Here is a 16,144-nt window from a genome sequence, read left to right on the forward strand (position 1 = left end):
CCTGCGCAGCGCCGCGCCGTCTGACCATTCATCTGATCCCGCCCCGCATAGGGGTGTTGATTATTGGCGAATCACCGCCATAGGTGTATAAGTACAAACTATTGATTCACCTCTTTTGATTGGTCCCCAAAGAAATGACGCTCACTGAATTGAAATACATCGTTGCGGTCGCCCGCGAGCGCCACTTCGGACGGGCGGCCGAGGCGTGCTTCGTGAGCCAGCCGACCCTGTCGGTCGCGATCAAGAAGCTCGAAGACGAGCTGAACGTGCAGATTTTCGAGCGCGGCACGAGTGAGGTCAGCGTGACGCCTATCGGCGAGCAGATCGTGACGCAGGCGCAGCGCGTGCTCGAGCAGACGCTCGCAATCAAGGAAATCGCCAAGCAGGGCAAAGACCCGCTCGTCGGGCCGCTACGTCTGGGCGTGATCTACACGATCGGGCCGTACCTGCTGCCCACGCTCGTCAAGCAGATGATCAAGCGCGTCCCGCAGATGCCGCTGATGCTGCAGGAGAACTACACGCTCAAGCTGATCGAGTTGCTCAAGCAGGGCGAGATCGACGTGGCAATCATGGCGCTGCCGTTTCCCGAAACCGGCCTCACGATGCGCGCGCTCTACGACGAGCCGTTCGTGGTCGCGCTGCCGTCGGGCCATGCGTGGGAGCAGCGCGAGAAGATCGACCCGGACGACCTCAAGCAGGAAACCATGCTGCTGCTCGGCAGCGGCCATTGCTTCCGCGATCACGTGCTGGGCGTCTGCCCCGAGTTGATGCGCTTTTCGCAGAACGCCGACGGCATCCAGAAGACGTTCGAAGGCTCGTCGCTGGAGACGATCCGCCATATGGTGGCGAGCGGCGTGGGCATCACGGTGCTGCCGCGCATGTCGGTCACCGAAGTCAAACCCCATGCAGGCGGCGCGGATTCGGGGCTGCTCTCGTATGTGCCGTTCGACGAGCCGGTGCCGGATCGCCGCGTCGTGCTTGCATGGCGCAAGAGCTTTACGCGCATGCCGGCGATCGAGGCGATCGTCGACGCGATTCACGCCTGCGAGTTGCCTGGCGTGAAGCGGGTCGAGTTGCCCGCCGAGGCGGCCTGAGGTTCGCTTGAAGTTGGCTTGAAGTTAGCTTGAAGTTCTACCGCACCGCGCGGTTGGTGCGCGCGGTGCATTCCCTCCCGCTGTGCGGCGTTCGCCCGCTTAGCCTTTTCCCTCTGCGTCGTCGATCTTGCGTCCCCAATAAGTTGCGCCTATTCGATAGATTAAATAAATCAAATTTCAAATATCAATAGCGCTTGATACAGTTCGTCTCACTGATCCAAACCGAGACGAACTGGAGAAAGCGATGCAAACCAACGTTCCGAACACCGCTGCCCCGACCACTCCGGCGAGCGCCATCGCCGGCCTGCGCACCGTCGCGTTTTCGTTGCTCGTCGACCGGGCGCTCTCCGCCTGACGGCAAGCGCTGGCGCGCTCGCCGGCATCCCTGCATTGAAGGCCGTTTTTGAAGGCCGGTTTTAAAGGCCATTTAGCCGGACCGACCCCCATTCTTATCAGGAGTCCAGAATGACAGACCGTACCCTTACCTCCGCAGCAGGCGCACCCGTCGTCGATAACCAGAACTCGCTCACCGCCGGCCCGCGCGGCCCGGTCATGCTGCAGGACGTGTGGCTGATCGAAAAGCTCGCGCACTTCGACCGCGAAGTGATTCCCGAGCGCCGCGTGCATGCGAAGGGTTCGGGCGCGTTCGGCACGCTCAAGGTCACGCACGACATCTCGCAGTACACGAAGGCCAAGGTTTTTAGCGAAGTCGGCAAGCAAACGCCGCTCTTCATGCGCTTTTCGACGGTGGCGGGCGAGCGTGGCGCCGCCGACGCCGAGCGCGACGTGCGCGGCTTCTCGATCAAGTTCTACACGGAAGAGGGCAACTGGGACGTGGTCGGCAACAACACGCCGGTGTTCTTCATCCGCGATCCGCTCAAGTTCCCGGACTTCATCCACACGCAAAAGCGCGATCCGCGCACGAACTTGCGCAGCAACGTCGCGGCGTGGGACTTCTGGTCGCGTCATCCGGAGTCGCTGCATCAGGTCACGATCGTCATGAGCGACCGCGGCATTCCGAAGAACCATCGGCAGCAGCACGGCTTCGGCTCGCACACGTTTTCGTTCATCAACGCGAACAACGAGCGCTTCTACGTGAAGTTCCACTTCAAGTCGGCGCAGGGCGTGGAGAACTACACCGATGCGCAAGCGGCGCAGGTGGTGGCGCAGGACCGCGAATCGGCGCAGCGCGATCTCTACAACGAGATCGAGAAGGGCAACTTCCCGAAGTGGCATTTCCGCATTCAGGTGATGCCCGAGGCCGATGCCGCCAAGGTGCCGTACAACCCGTTCGACATCACGAAGGTGTGGCCGCACAAGGATTACCCGTTGATCGACGTGGGCACGATCGAGCTGAACCGCAATCCGGAGAACTATTTCGCCGATGTCGAGCAGGCCGCCTTTACGCCTGCGAACGTGGTGCCGGGCATCGGCTTCTCTCCGGACCGTCTGTTGCAGGGCCGCTTGTTCTCGTATGGCGACACGCAGCGCTATCGCCTCGGCGTGAACCATCATCAGATTCCGGTGAATGCGCCGCGCTGCCCGTTCCACTCGTTTCACCGTGACGGCGCGCTGCGCACCGACGGCAACCTCGGCGGCGCCGTGAACTACGAGCCGAGCCGCACGGGCGACTTCGCGCAGCGTCCGCAGGCCGGCGAGCCGGCGCTCGCGGCGGGTGCGGTCGATCACTACGATCACCGCGAGGACGACGATTACTACAGCCAACCGGGCGCGTTGTTCCGCCTGTTCGATGCAGGCCAGCGCGAACGGCTCTTCGCCAATATCGCGCGAGCCATCGCAGGCGTGCCAGACGAGATCGTGCAGCGGCAGATCGAGCATTTTCGCCGTGCCGATCCGGCGTATGCGCAAGGCGTGATCGCGGCGATTGCCGCGCTCGACGAGGCGCAGAAGCAAGCCACGAAGTAGGCCACGAAGTCAGCGGCGCAGTGCCGCTTTGAGGGCACTGCGCCGCCCGCAGGCAAGACATTGCAGGAGCACGATCATGACCAGGACGATGACGATGACACTCAAGACCGTGGGCCCGGGCCGCGGGGCCGCGATGGCGCGTACTCGCACCGAGGGTACGCAGGCGGTGCGCCGCGCGGTGGGCTTCGCGATCGTGGCGAGCGGCTTCGTGGCGCTCGCCACGCAAGGGCTCGCACACCTGATGCCCTTGATGGGCCATTGAGCCCGAACGCAGTCTCATCGCTACAAAAAGGAGTTCTCATGGCCAGGAAGCCTGCTGTGCAGCACGTGAACATCGGTATCGGCGACAAGGATCGCGAGAAGATCGCGCAAGGGCTTTCGCGCCTGCTCGCGGACACCTACACGCTGTATCTGAAAACGCACAATTTCCACTGGAACGTCACGGGGCCGATGTTCAACACGCTCCATCTGATGTTCGAGACGCAGTACAACGAACTGGCGCTGGCGGTGGACGCTATCGCCGAGCGTATCCGCGCACTGGGCGTGCATGCGCCGGGCAGCTACAAGGATTTCGCGAAGCTCTCGTCGATTCCGGAAGCCGACGGCGTGCCGGCCGCCGAAGAGATGATTCGCCAGCTCGTGGAAGGCCAGGAGGCCGTGGTGCGCACCGCGCGCGCGATCTTCCCGGCGACGGAAGCCGCCCACGACGAGCCCACCGCCGATCTGCTCACGCAACGCATGCAGACACACGAGAAGACGGCGTGGATGCTGCGCTCGATGCTGGCTTGATTTCGGAGCGGTAACGGAGCAATAGCGAAACGATAACGGCGCGGGTCGTGGCGTGCCGTTTGTGCCCGTCTATCGTGCCGGCTATCGTCTGCACTCATCGCGCCCGAATTTCGGCGCGCGACGATGATGAGCCGGCGGCGGGGCATTGCTGCTCTCGCCTACAATAGCGGCATCGTTTTTCCCGCTCCCATCATGTTCGCCCGACTTCCGCTCTATCTGCGGCTCGTCCGCATGGACAAGCCGATCGGCAGCCTGCTGCTGCTGTGGCCGACGCTCAACGCGCTGTGGATCGCCTCGAATGGCCATCCGTCGTTTTCCTTGCTCGTCATCTTCACGGTGGGCACGGTGCTCATGCGCTCGGCGGGCTGCGCGATCAACGATTACGCCGATCGCGACTTCGATCGCCACGTGAAGCGCACGGCCGAGCGCCCCATCACCTCGGGCCGCATCCGCGCATGGGAAGCGGTGGCGATTGCAGTCGTGCTCGCGTTCGTCTCGTTCCTGCTGATCCTGCCGCTCAATGCGCTGACCAAGCAGCTTTCGGTGGTCGCGTTGTTCGTGGCGGGCTCGTATCCGTTCACGAAGCGCTTTTTCGCGATTCCTCAGGCGTATCTGGGCATCGCGTTCGGCTTTGGCATTCCGATGGCGTTCGCCGCCATCCAGGACCATGTGCCGATGCTCGCGTGGATCATGCTTGTCGCGAACGTGTTCTGGTCGGTCGCTTACGACACCGAATACGCGATGGTCGACCGCGACGACGACATCAAGATCGGCATCCGCACGTCGGCGCTCACGTTCGGCCGCTTCGACGTGCTGGCGATCATGCTCTGCTATGCGGCCACGCTCGGCATCTACGTCTGGGTGGGCCTGACGCTGCATTTCGGCGCGCTGTACTGGCTGGGCTGGGCGGCGGCGGTGGGCTGCGCGATCTATCACTACACGCTGATCAAGGGCCGCGAGCGCATGCCGTGCTTCGCGGCGTTCCGCCACAACAACTGGCTGGGCGGTGCGCTCTTCGTCGGGATTGCGGCGCACTACGCCGCTGCGGGCATGTAAGCGATCCGGTCTCGCCTGGAACTGACGTAAAAAAAGCGCCTTTGGGCGCTTTTTTTACGGGTGCGATGCGGCTACACGGGCATCGCGAACAGGGCTTGCGGCTGGCTCCGGCTACCGGGCCGCACCGCATCACTGCTTGCCGAACTCCGCGCCCATCTCCTTCGCGCGCGCATCGGCGGCCAGCGCGCCGCGCACGATCGCGTCCTTGATGGCCGATGCGTCGAACGAGGCGAGCGCTGCGGCGGTGGTGCCGCCCTTGGACGTCACGCGCTCGCGCAGCACCGCGGGCGGCTCGTCCGACTGCAGCGCGAGCTGAGCCGCGCCCGTGAAGGTTGCGATGGCGAGCGCGCGGCCTTGCTGCTCGTCCATGCCGAGCTGACGGGCGGCTTCTTCGAGCGCTTCGATGAAATAGAACACATAGGCCGGGCCGCTGCCCGAGATGGCCGTGACGGCGTCGATCTTGCTTTCGTCGTCGAACCAGACCGTCTGGCTGACCGCGCCGAGCACGTTCGACGCCAGTTCGCGGCCCGCCGCGTCGACGCCGCTGCCGGCGCAGAGACCCGTTGCGCCCATGCCGATCAGCGCGGGCGTATTGGGCATCGTGCGCACGACGCGCGAGTGGCCGCCCAGCCAGCGCGAGAGGTCCTCGATACGGATGCCCGCCATGATGCTGATCACGACCTGATGCGCGCCCAGATGCGGCGCGAGCGATTGTGCGACCGCCTTGGCGATCTGCGGCTTTACCGCGAGCAGGACCGCGTCGTATGCGGCGAGCGCGGCGTCGGCGGCCTCACCGGTACGGATGCCGAACTGATCCGTGTTGCGCTTGCGTGCGTCTTCGTTGGGGTCGATCGCGTACAGGTCGCTGGCGGAGACGCCCTTGCGGATCAAGCCGCCGATGATTGCAGCGGCCATGTTGCCGCCGCCGATGAAGGCAATTTTCATGGTGATGGAGTGCGTCAGTGGATCAGTGGGAGTAATCGCGCGCGCCGAAGATGGCGGTGCCGACGCGCACGATGGTCGCGCCTTCGAGCACGGCGGCTTCAAGGTCCGCCGACATGCCCATCGATAGCGTGTCGAGCGCGAGGCCGTCGGCGCGCAGTGACTCGAAGAGTTCGCGCAACTGCCGGTGCGGCGCGCGCTGCGCGTCGAGCGTGCCTTCGGGCTCGGGAATCGACATGAGTCCACGCAGACGCAGGTTCGGCAAAGCGGCGATCGCATGCGCGACCTGCGCGGCTTCCTGGGGCGCCACGCCGCTCTTGGTCGCCTCGCCGCTCACGTTCACCTGCAGGCAGACGTTGAGCGGCGCCATGCCGGCCGGGCGCTGCTCGGAAAGGCGCTGCGCGATCTTGAGACGGTCGACGGAATGCACCCAGTCGAAACGCACCGCCACGAGGCGCGTCTTGTTCGATTGCAATGGTCCGATGAAATGCCATTCGAGACTCGCACGCAGGTCGGCGAGCGCCTCGATCTTGTCCACGGCTTCCTGCACGTAGTTCTCGCCGAAAGCGCGCTGTCCCGCTGCGTGCGCGGCGCGCACATCTTGCGCGGGGAAGGTTTTCGATACCGCGAGCAGCGCGACGGATTCCGGCGCGCGGCCCGCATTGCGCGCAGCGGCGGCGATGCGCTGGCGGACGGCTTCGAGATTGGGGGCGAAATCGGTCATCGACATGGAGGCCGGCCGCGGAATTGCCGCGCTTGCGCGCGTCCCGCGGCCGTAGTGGTGCACTGGTGCGAAAGGGCAATTATACGGACTATGCGGAGCGCGTCCGGCGCTCGAAATCCGGCATGCGGTTCGCCGAAAGTCCTACGCCGTATGGCCGACTGTTGGTGAAAGCGGCGCTTCGCTACGCTGGTTCATCACCGAAACTCAGCAAAACGCCCTCAGTTGGCCGCCAGCATATGTTCCACGAGCTCGATCCAGTGCGTGACCGGAATGGTCGTGCCGCTTTGCAGGTGCGCGATGCAGCCGATGTTCGCCGAAACGATCAGTTGCGGCTCCAGCGCCTTGAGCCGGTCCACCTTCTGGTTGCGCAGCGTGTAGGACAGTCGCGGCTGCGTGATCGAATAGGTTCCGGCGGAGCCGCAGCACAGGTGGCTGTCCACGGGCAGGCGCACGTCCAGCCCGAGCGCGGCGAGCACCTTCTCCACGCCGCCGCGCAGTTGCTGGCCGTGCTGCAGCGTGCAGGGCGGGTGATACGCCACGGTCTGAATGCCGCGCCGGCGCGTGGCCGCGATGAGCTGGTCCTGGAACGCGGGCAGGATCTCCGAAAGATCGCGCGTGAGCTCGGTAATGCGCTGCGCCTTCTCCGCATAGGCCGGGTCGTTGCGCAGCAGGTGTGCGTATTCCTTGACCGTCGCGCCGCACCCCGAGGCGTTCATGACGATTGCCTCCACGCCTTGCTCGACGTAGGGCCACCAGGCGTCGATGTTCGCGCGCACGTCGTCGAGCGCTTCGTCCACGTAACCCAGGTGCAGGCGGATCGCGCCGCAGCAGCCGGCCTGCTGCGCCACCACGGTTTCGATGCCGAGTGCGTCGAGCACGCGCGCCGTGGCCGCGTTGATGTTCGGCATCATCGAAGGCTGCACGCAGCCCGCGAGCATGAGCATCTTGCGCGGGTGCTTCGTGGTGGGCCAGGCGAGCGGACGCTGGCGTACCGGCACCTTGTCGCGCAGGCGTCGCGGCAGCAGCGTGCGCATCTGCTGGGCCACGCGCATGACTGGCGAAAACAGCATGCGTTGCGGCAGGAAGCTTGCAAGGAAGCGGCGCGTGAGGCGCTGGCGCAACGGGCGCGACACCATCTGCTCGGCATGCTTGCGGCCCACTTCCACAAGCCGGCCGTATTGCACGCCGGATGGGCAGGTGGTCTCACAACTGCGGCAGGTCAGGCAGCGGTCCAGGTGCGTGAGCGTGCTCTTCGTCACCGGGGCGCCTTCCACCATCTGTTTCATCAGATAGATGCGCCCGCGAGGGCCGTCCAGCTCGTCGCCGAGCAACTGGTAGGTCGGGCAGGTCGCGGTACAGAAGCCGCAGTGCACGCACTTGCGCAGGACCGCGTCGGCTTCGTCGCCGTCGGGAGTGTTGCGAATGAAGTCCGCGAGGTTCGTCTGCATTGCCGCGTGAAGGTCTTGTCAGAAGTCGGAATAGAGGCGCCCGCGATTGAAGATGCGGGCCGGGTCGAACGCGGCCTTCAGGCCACGGTGGATTTTCATGAGCGGCGCGGGCAGGGGCGTGAACACCCCGGCGCTGCGGTCGTAGTCGTGGCCGGTGCGGAACATCGTGGCATGACCGCCGGCCTGCTTCGCGCTGATGCGCACGGTTTGCGCGTCGGTTTCGGTGATCCACCAGCGTTGCGCGCCGCCCCATTCCATCAGTTGCGCGCCCGGCAACTGCAACGGCTCGGCAATCGAGGGCAATGCGAGGCGCCACAGCGCGGCACCGGGTGCAATCGAGGCGAAGAACGGGTCGGTCTGCTCGCGCAGTCCCGCCCAGAAGCGTTCCGCTTCCACAGCATCCACGACTTCGCCGCCCAGCGAGGTGCGCGCGGCCTTCACGCTCGCCTCCGCGCCCGCGAGCCGCACGGCGAGCGTGCCGTTGCGCCAGGCGCTGGCCGTCATCGGCAAAGGGTGGCCGCCCCATTCGTTGAGCTTGCGCACGGCGTCCGTGCCGTTCATGTCGAACTTGAGCGTGGTTTCCGCCTGTGGGACGGGCAGCACTTTCACCGAAAGCTCGAGAATCAGGCCGAGCGTGCCGAGCGAGCCCGCCATCAGGCGCGAGACGTCGTATCCCGCCACATTCTTCACGACCTGGCCGCCAAAATGCAGCACCTCGCCGTGGCCGTTCATGACGACCGCGCCCAGCACGAAGTCGCGCGCGGAGCCCGCACTCGCGCGGCGCGGCCCGGCAATGCCCGCGGCAATGCAGCCGCCGAACGTGGTTTGGGGGCCGAAGTGGGGCGGCTCGAAGGGGAGCATCTGGCCGTGCGCCGCGAGCGCATGTTCGATCTCGAGCAGCGGCGTGCCGGCGCGCGCCGTGATGACGAGTTCGGCCGGGTCGTAAGAAACGATGCCCCGGTGCGCGCGCGTGTCGAGAACCTCGCCCTCGAGCGTCTGGCCATACCAGTCCTTCGTGCCGCCGCCGCGTATGCGCAGCGTGCGCCCGTCTGCGCTCGCCGAGCGAATGCGCTCGGACCAGACCGTGACGATGTCGTCCTCTTCCATGATTTCCATGGCGTGTTTGTCGTTGTGGTTCGTTCGATTGTACTGACGCGCCTCACTCTGGCAACCCGGGGCAGGCCCGCATGGTGGCGCGGGACGTTCCCGCGATGCGCACCGACGCGCGCCGGCTCGCGGCGCGCGAGCGGAACCCAGGCGGAACCCGGCAATGCGGGTTGGAAGCGCGGTTTAAAGCGCGGTTTAAAAGCGCGGCAGATCCGGATGCGGCAGCAGATTCCCGCGCACGTGCATCCTGCCGTATTCGGCGCAGCGCGCCCGCGTGGGGATGCCCTTGTCGGGGTTGAGCAGGCCGGCCGGGTCGAAGGCATGCTTCACGGCGTGAAAAGCGTCGCGCTCCTCGCGCGAGAACTGCACGCACATCGAATTGATCTTCTCGATGCCCACGCCGTGCTCGCCCGTGACCGTGCCGCCCAGCTCCACGCAGGTTTCGAGGATGTCCGAGCCGAACGCCTCGGCGCGGTGCCACTCGTCGAGATCGTTGCCGTTGAAGAGAATGAGCGGGTGCATGTTGCCGTCGCCCGCATGGAACACGTTGATGCAGCGCAGCCGGTATTGCGCCTCCATCTCGTGGATGCGCGCAAGCAGCGGTCCGATCGCGCGGCGCGGCACGGTGCCGTCCATGCAGTAATAGTCGGGCGAAATGCGGCCCGCCGCCGGAAACGCGTTCTTGCGGCCCGACCAGAAACGCAGCCGTTCTTCTTCGGTGCGCGAGATCTGGATGCGCGTTGCGCCGTTCTCGCGCAGCACGACGGTCATGCGGGCGATTTCCTCGGCGACTTCTTCGGGCGTGCCGTCGGATTCGCACAGCAGGATCGCAGCGGCGTCGAGGTCGTAGCCCGCGTTGACGAACTCTTCCACCGCGCGCGTGGCGGGCTTGTCCATCATCTCGAGGCCTGCGGGAATGATGCCCGCGGCGATGATGCCCGCCACCGCGTCGCCGCCTTTCACGACGTCGTCGAAGCTCGCCATGATCACCTGCGCCGTCTGCGGGCGCGGAATCAGCTTGACCGTGACCTCGGTGACGATGGCGAACATGCCCTCGCTGCCGATCATCACCGCGAGCAGATCGAGGCCCGGCGCATCGGGGCCGAGCGAGCCGAACTCGACGATCTCGGCGTCCATCGTCACCGCGCGCACGCGCAGCACGTTGTGCACGGTGAGGCCGTACTTGAGGCAATGCACGCCGCCCGAATTCTCGGAGACGTTGCCGCCGATCGTGCAGGCGATCTGCGACGACGGGTCGGGCGCGTAATAGAGGCCGTAAGGCGCGGCCGCCTCGGACACCGCGAGGTTGCGCACGCCGGGCTGCACGGTGGCCGTGCGCGCGTAGGGGTCGACTTCGAGAATGCGCTTGAAGCGCGCGAGGGAAAGCACGATGCCGTGGCGGATCGGCATGGCGCCGCCCGAGAGGCCCGTGCCCGCGCCGCGCGGCACGATCGGCACGTCCAGGCGCCGGCAGATCTGCACGATGCGCTGCACCTGCGACTCCGTTTCCGGCAGCGCCACAGCAAGCGGCAGCCGCCGGTAGGCCGCGAGCCCGTCGCAATCATAGGCGACCGTGTCTTCTTCCCGATGCAGCAGGCAGTGCGCGGGCAGCACCGCCATCAACGCCTGAACCACTTCGCGCTGCCGTTGCGCGAGGACTTCCGGCGTGAGCTCAGGCAAACTCGCCTCCGGTGCGTTCATGTCTCCTCCGGTCCCATGCAGGATGATTGTTGCCCGTTCGTTGTCGGGATATGGCTGATTACGGTCCGCATATTGTTTGCCCGGGCCGTTGCACCCCACGTAGCTTGCCCGGGTTCGATCGGGGCGGTCAAACCCAGGCGTTCGGGACTACACCGCCCAACTGAAAATCTTGCCGGGGTTCATCAGATTGTGCGGATCGAGTGCGTGCTTGATGGCGCGCATCGTGTCGATCGTATCGGCGCCGTGCTCCTCCACGAGGAAGTCCATCTTGTGCAGCCCCACGCCGTGCTCGCCCGTGCAGGTGCCGTCCATCCGGATCGCGCGCTGCACGATGCGGTGGTTCAGGCGTTCGGCTTCCTCGATTTCCTCGGGCTTGTCCGGATCGATGAGGATCGCGACGTGGAAATTGCCGTCGCCCACGTGGCCCACGATCGGGCAGGGCAGCGGCGAAGCCTTGAGGTCGGCCTCGGTCTCCACCACGCATTCGGCGAGGCGCGAGATCGGCACGCAGACGTCCGTCGTCACGGCGCGGCAGCCGGGCTTGAGCTGCAGCATCGCGAAGTAGGCGCTGTGGCGCGCGTTCCACAGGCGGTTGCGGTCTTCGGGGCGCGTGGCCCATTCGAAACCTTCGCCGCCGTTTTGCGCGGCCAGCTCCTGCACGAGCTGCGCCTGCTCTGCCACGCCGGCTTCGGTGCCATGGAACTCGAAGAAGAGCGTGTGCTTTTCGCGCAGCGTCAGATTCGAATGACGATTGATCGCGCGCACCGCGAGCGAATCGATGAATTCCACGCGCGCGATCGGCACGCCCATCTGGATCGTCTCGATGACCGTGCGCACGGCCTCGGCCATCGACCCGAACGCGCACACCGCCGCGGACACCGCTTCGGGCTGCGGATAGAGCCGCAGCGTGATTTCGGTGATCACGCCGAGCGTGCCTTCGGAGCCTACGAAAAGACGCGTGAGGTCGTACCCCGCCGACGACTTGCGCGCGCGCGTGCCGGTCTTGACGACGCGGCCGTCCGCGAGCACGGCGGTGAGGCCGAGCACGTTCTCGCGCATCGTGCCGTAGCGCACGGCGTTGGTGCCGGAGGCGCGCGTTGCCGACATGCCGCCGATGCTCGCGTCCGCGCCCGGGTCGATCGGGAAGAAGAGGCCGGTGTCGCGCAGCGCTTCATTCAATGCCTTGCGCGAGATGCCGGGCTCGACGGTGACGGTGAGGTCTTCGGCGTTGATCGACAGCACGCGGTTCATCTGCGAGAGGTCGATCGAGACGCCGCCCTGGACCGCGAGCAGATGGCCTTCGAGCGACGAGCCGTTGCCATACGGAATGATCGGCACGCCATATTGCGCGCACAGTTTCACGATGGACTGGATCTCTTCGGTGTTATGCGCGAAGACGACGGCGTCGGGCAGTTGCGGGTCGAACGGCGATTCGTCGCGGCCATGATGGGTGCGTACGGCTTCGGACGTGGAGACGCGTTCGCCGAACGCGCTGCGCAGTGTGTCGAGGAGATCGGTGGGGAACGGGCGGCGAGGAACGGACGTACGGGCCAGCGGCGCGGGGTGGTTCACGCGGGGGTCTCCTTCGTTTGAACGTAATATTCAGCGCGTTTCATTTTACGCTCAAGGTTCGCTAGCGCGTCCTGCCGCCTGCGACGCGTTCGGGAATCGGCCCCGGGGCACGCGGGACACGCCCGGCTTTCGCGCGCGACAATGGCCATTCCACCTGTTTGCTATTCGGAGAGACACATCATGGGCAACCGCCTGAGCAAGATCGCCACGCGCACCGGCGACGACGGCACGACGGGCCTCGGCGACGGCAGCCGCGTGCGCAAGGACGACACGCGCATCGCCGCGATCGGCGAGGTCGACGAACTGAATTCGCACATCGGCGTGCTGCTGTGCGAGACGCTGCCCGACGACGTGCGCGCCGCGCTCACGGCGATCCAGCACGACCTGTTCGACCTGGGCGGCGAGTTGTGCATGCCAGGACACGCCATCGTCACGGACGCGCACCTCGCGCGCCTCGACGGCTGGCTTGCCGAGTACAACGCCACGCTGCCGCCGCTCAAGGAGTTCATCCTGCCAGGCGGCTCGCGCGCGGCGGCGCTCGCGCATGTTTGCCGCACCGTGTGCCGGCGCGCGGAGCGCCTGATCGTGGCGCTCGGCGCCGAGCAGGAGGCCCGTGCGGCGAGTCCATCCGACGCGCCGCTCGTGCAAATGCCGCGCCGCTACGTGAACCGGCTCTCCGACCTGATGTTCGTGTTCGCGCGCGTGCTCAACCGCGCGGCAGGCGGTGCCGATGTGCTCTGGCGCCACGACCGCGGTGCAACAAATGGATTGCCCGACACTGGCTCGGAAGAATAAAGGGATCGAAGCGAAGCGGCTGAAGAACAGCGCGCGGCCTGCAAATCCGGCCACCGATCCCGCTCGTCGTCCGCAATCAGGACAATTCAGGAAAATGCTGGGGTGCGACAAAATGCCTGGCCGGCGTGTCTCTTTAAACATGTATCGTATCTGCATGTTTAACAAGGAGAAGCCGCAATGACTGCGCTCACCGCTGACCAGATCGCCCGCGTCAAGGCCACCGCGCCCGTTTTCGCCGAACATGGCGCTACCATCACGAAGCACTTCTACAAGCGGATGTTCAAGGCGCATCCGGAACTGAAGAACATCTTCAACCAGACGCACCAGAAGAGCGGCAGCCAGCCCGAAACGCTCGCCCGCGCGGTCTACGCATACGCGGCGAATATCGACAACCTCGGCGCGCTCGGCGGCGCGGTCTCGCACATCGCGAACAAGCACGCGAGCCTGAACATCCGTCCGGAGCACTATCCGATCGTCGGCCGTCACTTGCTGGGTGCCGTGGTGGACGTGCTCGGCGAAGCCGTCGATCAACCCACGCTCGATGCCTGGGCGGTTGCCTACGAGCAACTCGCGAACATCATGATCGGTGCGGAGGCGAAGCTCTATGAAGCGGCGCCGTGGAGCGGCTTCCGTCCGTTCAAGGTGATGCGCAAGCACATCGAAAGCGACGAAATCACCTCGTTCTATCTCGCGCCCGCCGACGGCGCGCCGGCCGGCGGCTTCGAGCCGGGCCAGTACGTGAGCGTGACGCGCTATGTCGACAAGCTGGGCGTCGATCAGCCGCGCCAGTACAGCCTCTCCGACGCGCCGCACGGTCGCTGGCTGCGCATCTCGGTCAAGCGTGAAGACGGCCGCGGCGGAGTGGAGCCGGGCCACGTCTCGAACCTGATGCATGCCGGTGTGGAAGAGGGCGCGGTCGTGCACGTGAGCGCGCCGATGGGCGAATTCAAGCTCGATCGCAAGAAGACCACGCCGGTCGTGCTGATGAGTGGCGGCGTGGGCATCACGCCGATGGTGTCGATGCTCGCCACGTTGATGGCCGAGCGCAGCGAGCGCAAGGTGACCTTTGTGCATGCTTGCCGCGACAAGCGCGTACATGCGTTCCAAAGCTGGCTGCGCCATAACTCGGCCGAGCATCCGAACGTCAAGTGCGTGGTGTTCTACGAGGAAGTGGGCGCGTACGACCGCGTGGGCGTTGACTACGACTTCGAAGGTCGCGTTGATCTCGATCGCATTGCCGCCGACGCAATCCTGCCGGATGCCGACTACTACGTCTGCGGCCCGGTCGCGTTCATGCGCGCGCAGCGCGACGCGCTCGTCGAGCGCGGCGTGGATCCTGCACGCATCCACACGGAAATCTTCGGCTCGGGCATGCTCGATTGAGGTCAGGCGGCGTCTGCGGTTACTGCTGCCGCAGATGCAAAAAAAGCCCGGCGGACAGCGCCGGGCGAACTGGAAGATCCGATTCGGCTGATTCAGCGGATCGAAAAAAACGCCCGGCGAAAATCGGGGCGTTTTTCGTTGATGAGCGATGCAAAAACGCTCAGTTTCCCTCAGTTGCGCTCAGTTGCCGCTGCCGCGCGCGACGCGGCGCTGCTTGACCGCATCGGCGAGCCCTTCGAGCACGCCCACGCTTTCGTCCCAGCCGATGCACGCATCGGTGATGCTCTGGCCGTAGGTCAGCGCGCAGCCTTCCTTCAGATCCTGGCGGCCCGCCACGAGGTGCGACTCCACCATCACGCCGACGATGCGCTCGTCGCCCGCCGCCACCTGGCGGCCGATGTCGGCGCAGACCGGAATCTGGTTCTCGTGCTTCTTCGAGCTGTTCGCGTGGCTCGCGTCGATCATCAGGCGCGCCGCGAGCCCGGCCTTGCCGATGTCGCTGCACGCGACGTCCACGCTTGGCGCGTCATAGTTCGGCGTCTTGCCGCCGCGCAGGATCACGTGGCAGTCCTCGTTGCCGGCCGTCGAGACGATGGCCGAGTGGCCGCCCTTCGTCACCGAGAGGAAATGGTGCGGCTGCGAGGCGGCCTTGATCGCGTCCACGGCGATTTTCACGTTGCCGTCCGTGCCGTTCTTGAAGCCGACCGGGCACGAGAGGCCCGAAGCCAGCTCGCGGTGCACCTGCGACTCCGTCGTGCGCGCGCCGATCGCGCCCCACGAAACGAGGTCGGCGATGTACTGCGGGCTGATCATGTCGAGGTACTCGGTGCCCGCCGGCAGACCCAGCTCGTTGATCGAGACCAGCAGCTCGCGCGCGGTGCGCAGGCCGTCGTTGATCTTGAAGCTGTTGTCCATGTACGGATCGTTGATGAGGCCCTTCCAGCCCACCGTCGTGCGCGGCTTTTCGAAGTACACGCGCATCACGATCTCGAGCTCGTTCTTGAAGCGCTTGCGCTGCTCAACGAGCTTGTTCGCGTATTCGAGCGCGGCCTTGGTGTCGTGAATCGAGCACGGTCCGACGATGACGATGAGGCGATCGTCCATGCCGTGCAGGATGCGGTGCATGGCGCGGCGCGATTCGAAGATCAGCGTCGACGCGGCTTCCGAGCACGGGAACTCGCGGATCAGGTGTGCGGGCGGCGTGAGTTCCTTGAGTTCGCGGATGCGGACATCGTCGGTATTGTGCGGGGGCATGTCGTTTTCTCCTGATCCTGTGTGTAGCCTGTATGTCGCGTGCCGGCGGTTGCCCGGAGGCGATGCTTCGAAAATCGGTTAAATGAAAATTGCTGCTCGGTGACGTGCGGTTACGTGGAAGGCAAAAAAAAACCGCCAGACTTTGCTGGCGGTTTTTCGTGTATTCGGGGTCCTGCGCGTACTATCAACCCTCTCGATCCGCCAGCGGTCTGAGATACCAAAAAAAGTAAAAGTAAAACTTCGTGGCGAACATGGCGGGTTGCTTGTCTGCTTACGGGTAACGGGTTCGTTACATCGAAAAGGGTGATTGCCTTTATACCCCGAGGTTCTCGTGGCTGGCAAGCTGGGTCGAA

Annotated in this window: 14 protein-coding genes; 7 read left to right on the top strand and 7 right to left on the bottom strand. The window is 65.3% G+C overall.

The window, feature by feature from the left end:
- The first annotated feature begins 134 nt into the window (after positions 1–134).
- The 5 genes from L5014_RS14090 to ubiA all read left to right on the top strand — a co-directional run bounded on the left by L5014_RS14090 (position 135) and on the right by ubiA (position 4,865).
- Positions 135–1,094, top strand: a complete 960-nt coding sequence (locus L5014_RS14090; protein WP_238464355.1) for a hydrogen peroxide-inducible genes activator — start codon at positions 135–137, stop codon at positions 1,092–1,094.
- Positions 1,095–1,559: 465 nt separating this feature from the next.
- Positions 1,560–3,020, top strand: a complete 1,461-nt coding sequence (locus L5014_RS14095) for a catalase (RefSeq protein ID WP_238464356.1) — start codon at positions 1,560–1,562, stop codon at positions 3,018–3,020.
- 76 nt (positions 3,021–3,096) lie between these two features.
- Positions 3,097–3,282: a hypothetical protein gene (locus L5014_RS14100; protein ID WP_238464357.1), complete on the top strand. Its 186-nt coding sequence runs from the start codon at positions 3,097–3,099 to the stop codon at positions 3,280–3,282.
- 38 nt (positions 3,283–3,320) lie between these two features.
- Positions 3,321–3,809 carry a Dps family protein gene (locus tag L5014_RS14105; protein ID WP_238464358.1) on the top strand — a complete coding sequence of 163 codons (489 nt, stop codon included), beginning with the start codon at positions 3,321–3,323 and terminating at the stop codon, positions 3,807–3,809.
- A 192-nt stretch (positions 3,810–4,001) separates the two neighbouring features.
- A complete protein-coding gene (gene ubiA, locus L5014_RS14110) occupies positions 4,002–4,865 on the top strand; it encodes a 4-hydroxybenzoate octaprenyltransferase (protein ID WP_238464359.1) in 864 nt (287 codons plus the stop codon).
- A 129-nt stretch (positions 4,866–4,994) separates the two neighbouring features.
- Here the strand turns inward: ubiA and proC are convergent, their stop codons facing one another.
- The 6 genes from proC to L5014_RS14140 form a co-directional block, all read right to left on the bottom strand.
- Positions 4,995–5,810, bottom strand: coding sequence for a pyrroline-5-carboxylate reductase (gene proC / locus L5014_RS14115; RefSeq protein WP_238464360.1), 816 nt, complete (start codon positions 5,808–5,810; stop codon positions 4,995–4,997).
- A 22-nt stretch (positions 5,811–5,832) separates the two neighbouring features.
- Positions 5,833–6,531, bottom strand: coding sequence for a YggS family pyridoxal phosphate-dependent enzyme (locus L5014_RS14120; protein ID WP_238464399.1), 699 nt, complete (start codon positions 6,529–6,531; stop codon positions 5,833–5,835).
- A 218-nt stretch (positions 6,532–6,749) separates the two neighbouring features.
- On the bottom strand, positions 6,750–7,979 hold the full coding sequence (gene glcF / locus L5014_RS14125; protein WP_238464361.1) for a glycolate oxidase subunit GlcF: 1,230 nt from the start codon (positions 7,977–7,979) through the stop codon (positions 6,750–6,752).
- Between the two features lie 18 nt (positions 7,980–7,997).
- Positions 7,998–9,086 carry a glycolate oxidase subunit GlcE gene (gene glcE, locus L5014_RS14130; RefSeq protein ID WP_238464400.1) on the bottom strand — a complete coding sequence of 363 codons (1,089 nt, stop codon included), beginning with the start codon at positions 9,084–9,086 and terminating at the stop codon, positions 7,998–8,000.
- Between the two features lie 195 nt (positions 9,087–9,281).
- Positions 9,282–10,787 carry an FAD-linked oxidase C-terminal domain-containing protein gene (locus L5014_RS14135; protein WP_238464362.1) on the bottom strand — a complete coding sequence of 502 codons (1,506 nt, stop codon included), beginning with the start codon at positions 10,785–10,787 and terminating at the stop codon, positions 9,282–9,284.
- A 147-nt stretch (positions 10,788–10,934) separates the two neighbouring features.
- Complete coding sequence (locus L5014_RS14140; RefSeq protein ID WP_420800065.1) at positions 10,935–12,359, bottom strand: FAD-binding oxidoreductase; 1,425 nt, start codon at positions 12,357–12,359, stop codon at positions 10,935–10,937.
- A 180-nt stretch (positions 12,360–12,539) separates the two neighbouring features.
- Here L5014_RS14140 and L5014_RS14145 point away from each other — a divergent pair, with 180 nt between their 5' ends.
- Both L5014_RS14145 and hmpA read left to right on the top strand, forming a co-directional pair.
- On the top strand, positions 12,540–13,154 hold the full coding sequence (locus L5014_RS14145; protein ID WP_238464363.1) for a cob(I)yrinic acid a,c-diamide adenosyltransferase: 615 nt from the start codon (positions 12,540–12,542) through the stop codon (positions 13,152–13,154).
- A 177-nt stretch (positions 13,155–13,331) separates the two neighbouring features.
- On the top strand, positions 13,332–14,537 hold the full coding sequence (hmpA, locus tag L5014_RS14150) for an NO-inducible flavohemoprotein (protein WP_238464364.1): 1,206 nt from the start codon (positions 13,332–13,334) through the stop codon (positions 14,535–14,537).
- Positions 14,538–14,717: 180 nt separating this feature from the next.
- Here hmpA and aroG read toward each other — a convergent pair whose 3' ends face one another.
- Entirely contained in the window at positions 14,718–15,791 is a 1,074-nt protein-coding gene (gene aroG / locus L5014_RS14155; protein ID WP_238464365.1) for a 3-deoxy-7-phosphoheptulonate synthase AroG, read from the bottom strand.
- Between the last annotated feature and the right edge of the window lie 353 nt (positions 15,792–16,144).

It is taken from the genome of Paraburkholderia tagetis (assembly GCF_022213065.1).
Taxonomy (GTDB): domain Bacteria; phylum Pseudomonadota; class Gammaproteobacteria; order Burkholderiales; family Burkholderiaceae; genus Paraburkholderia; species Paraburkholderia tagetis.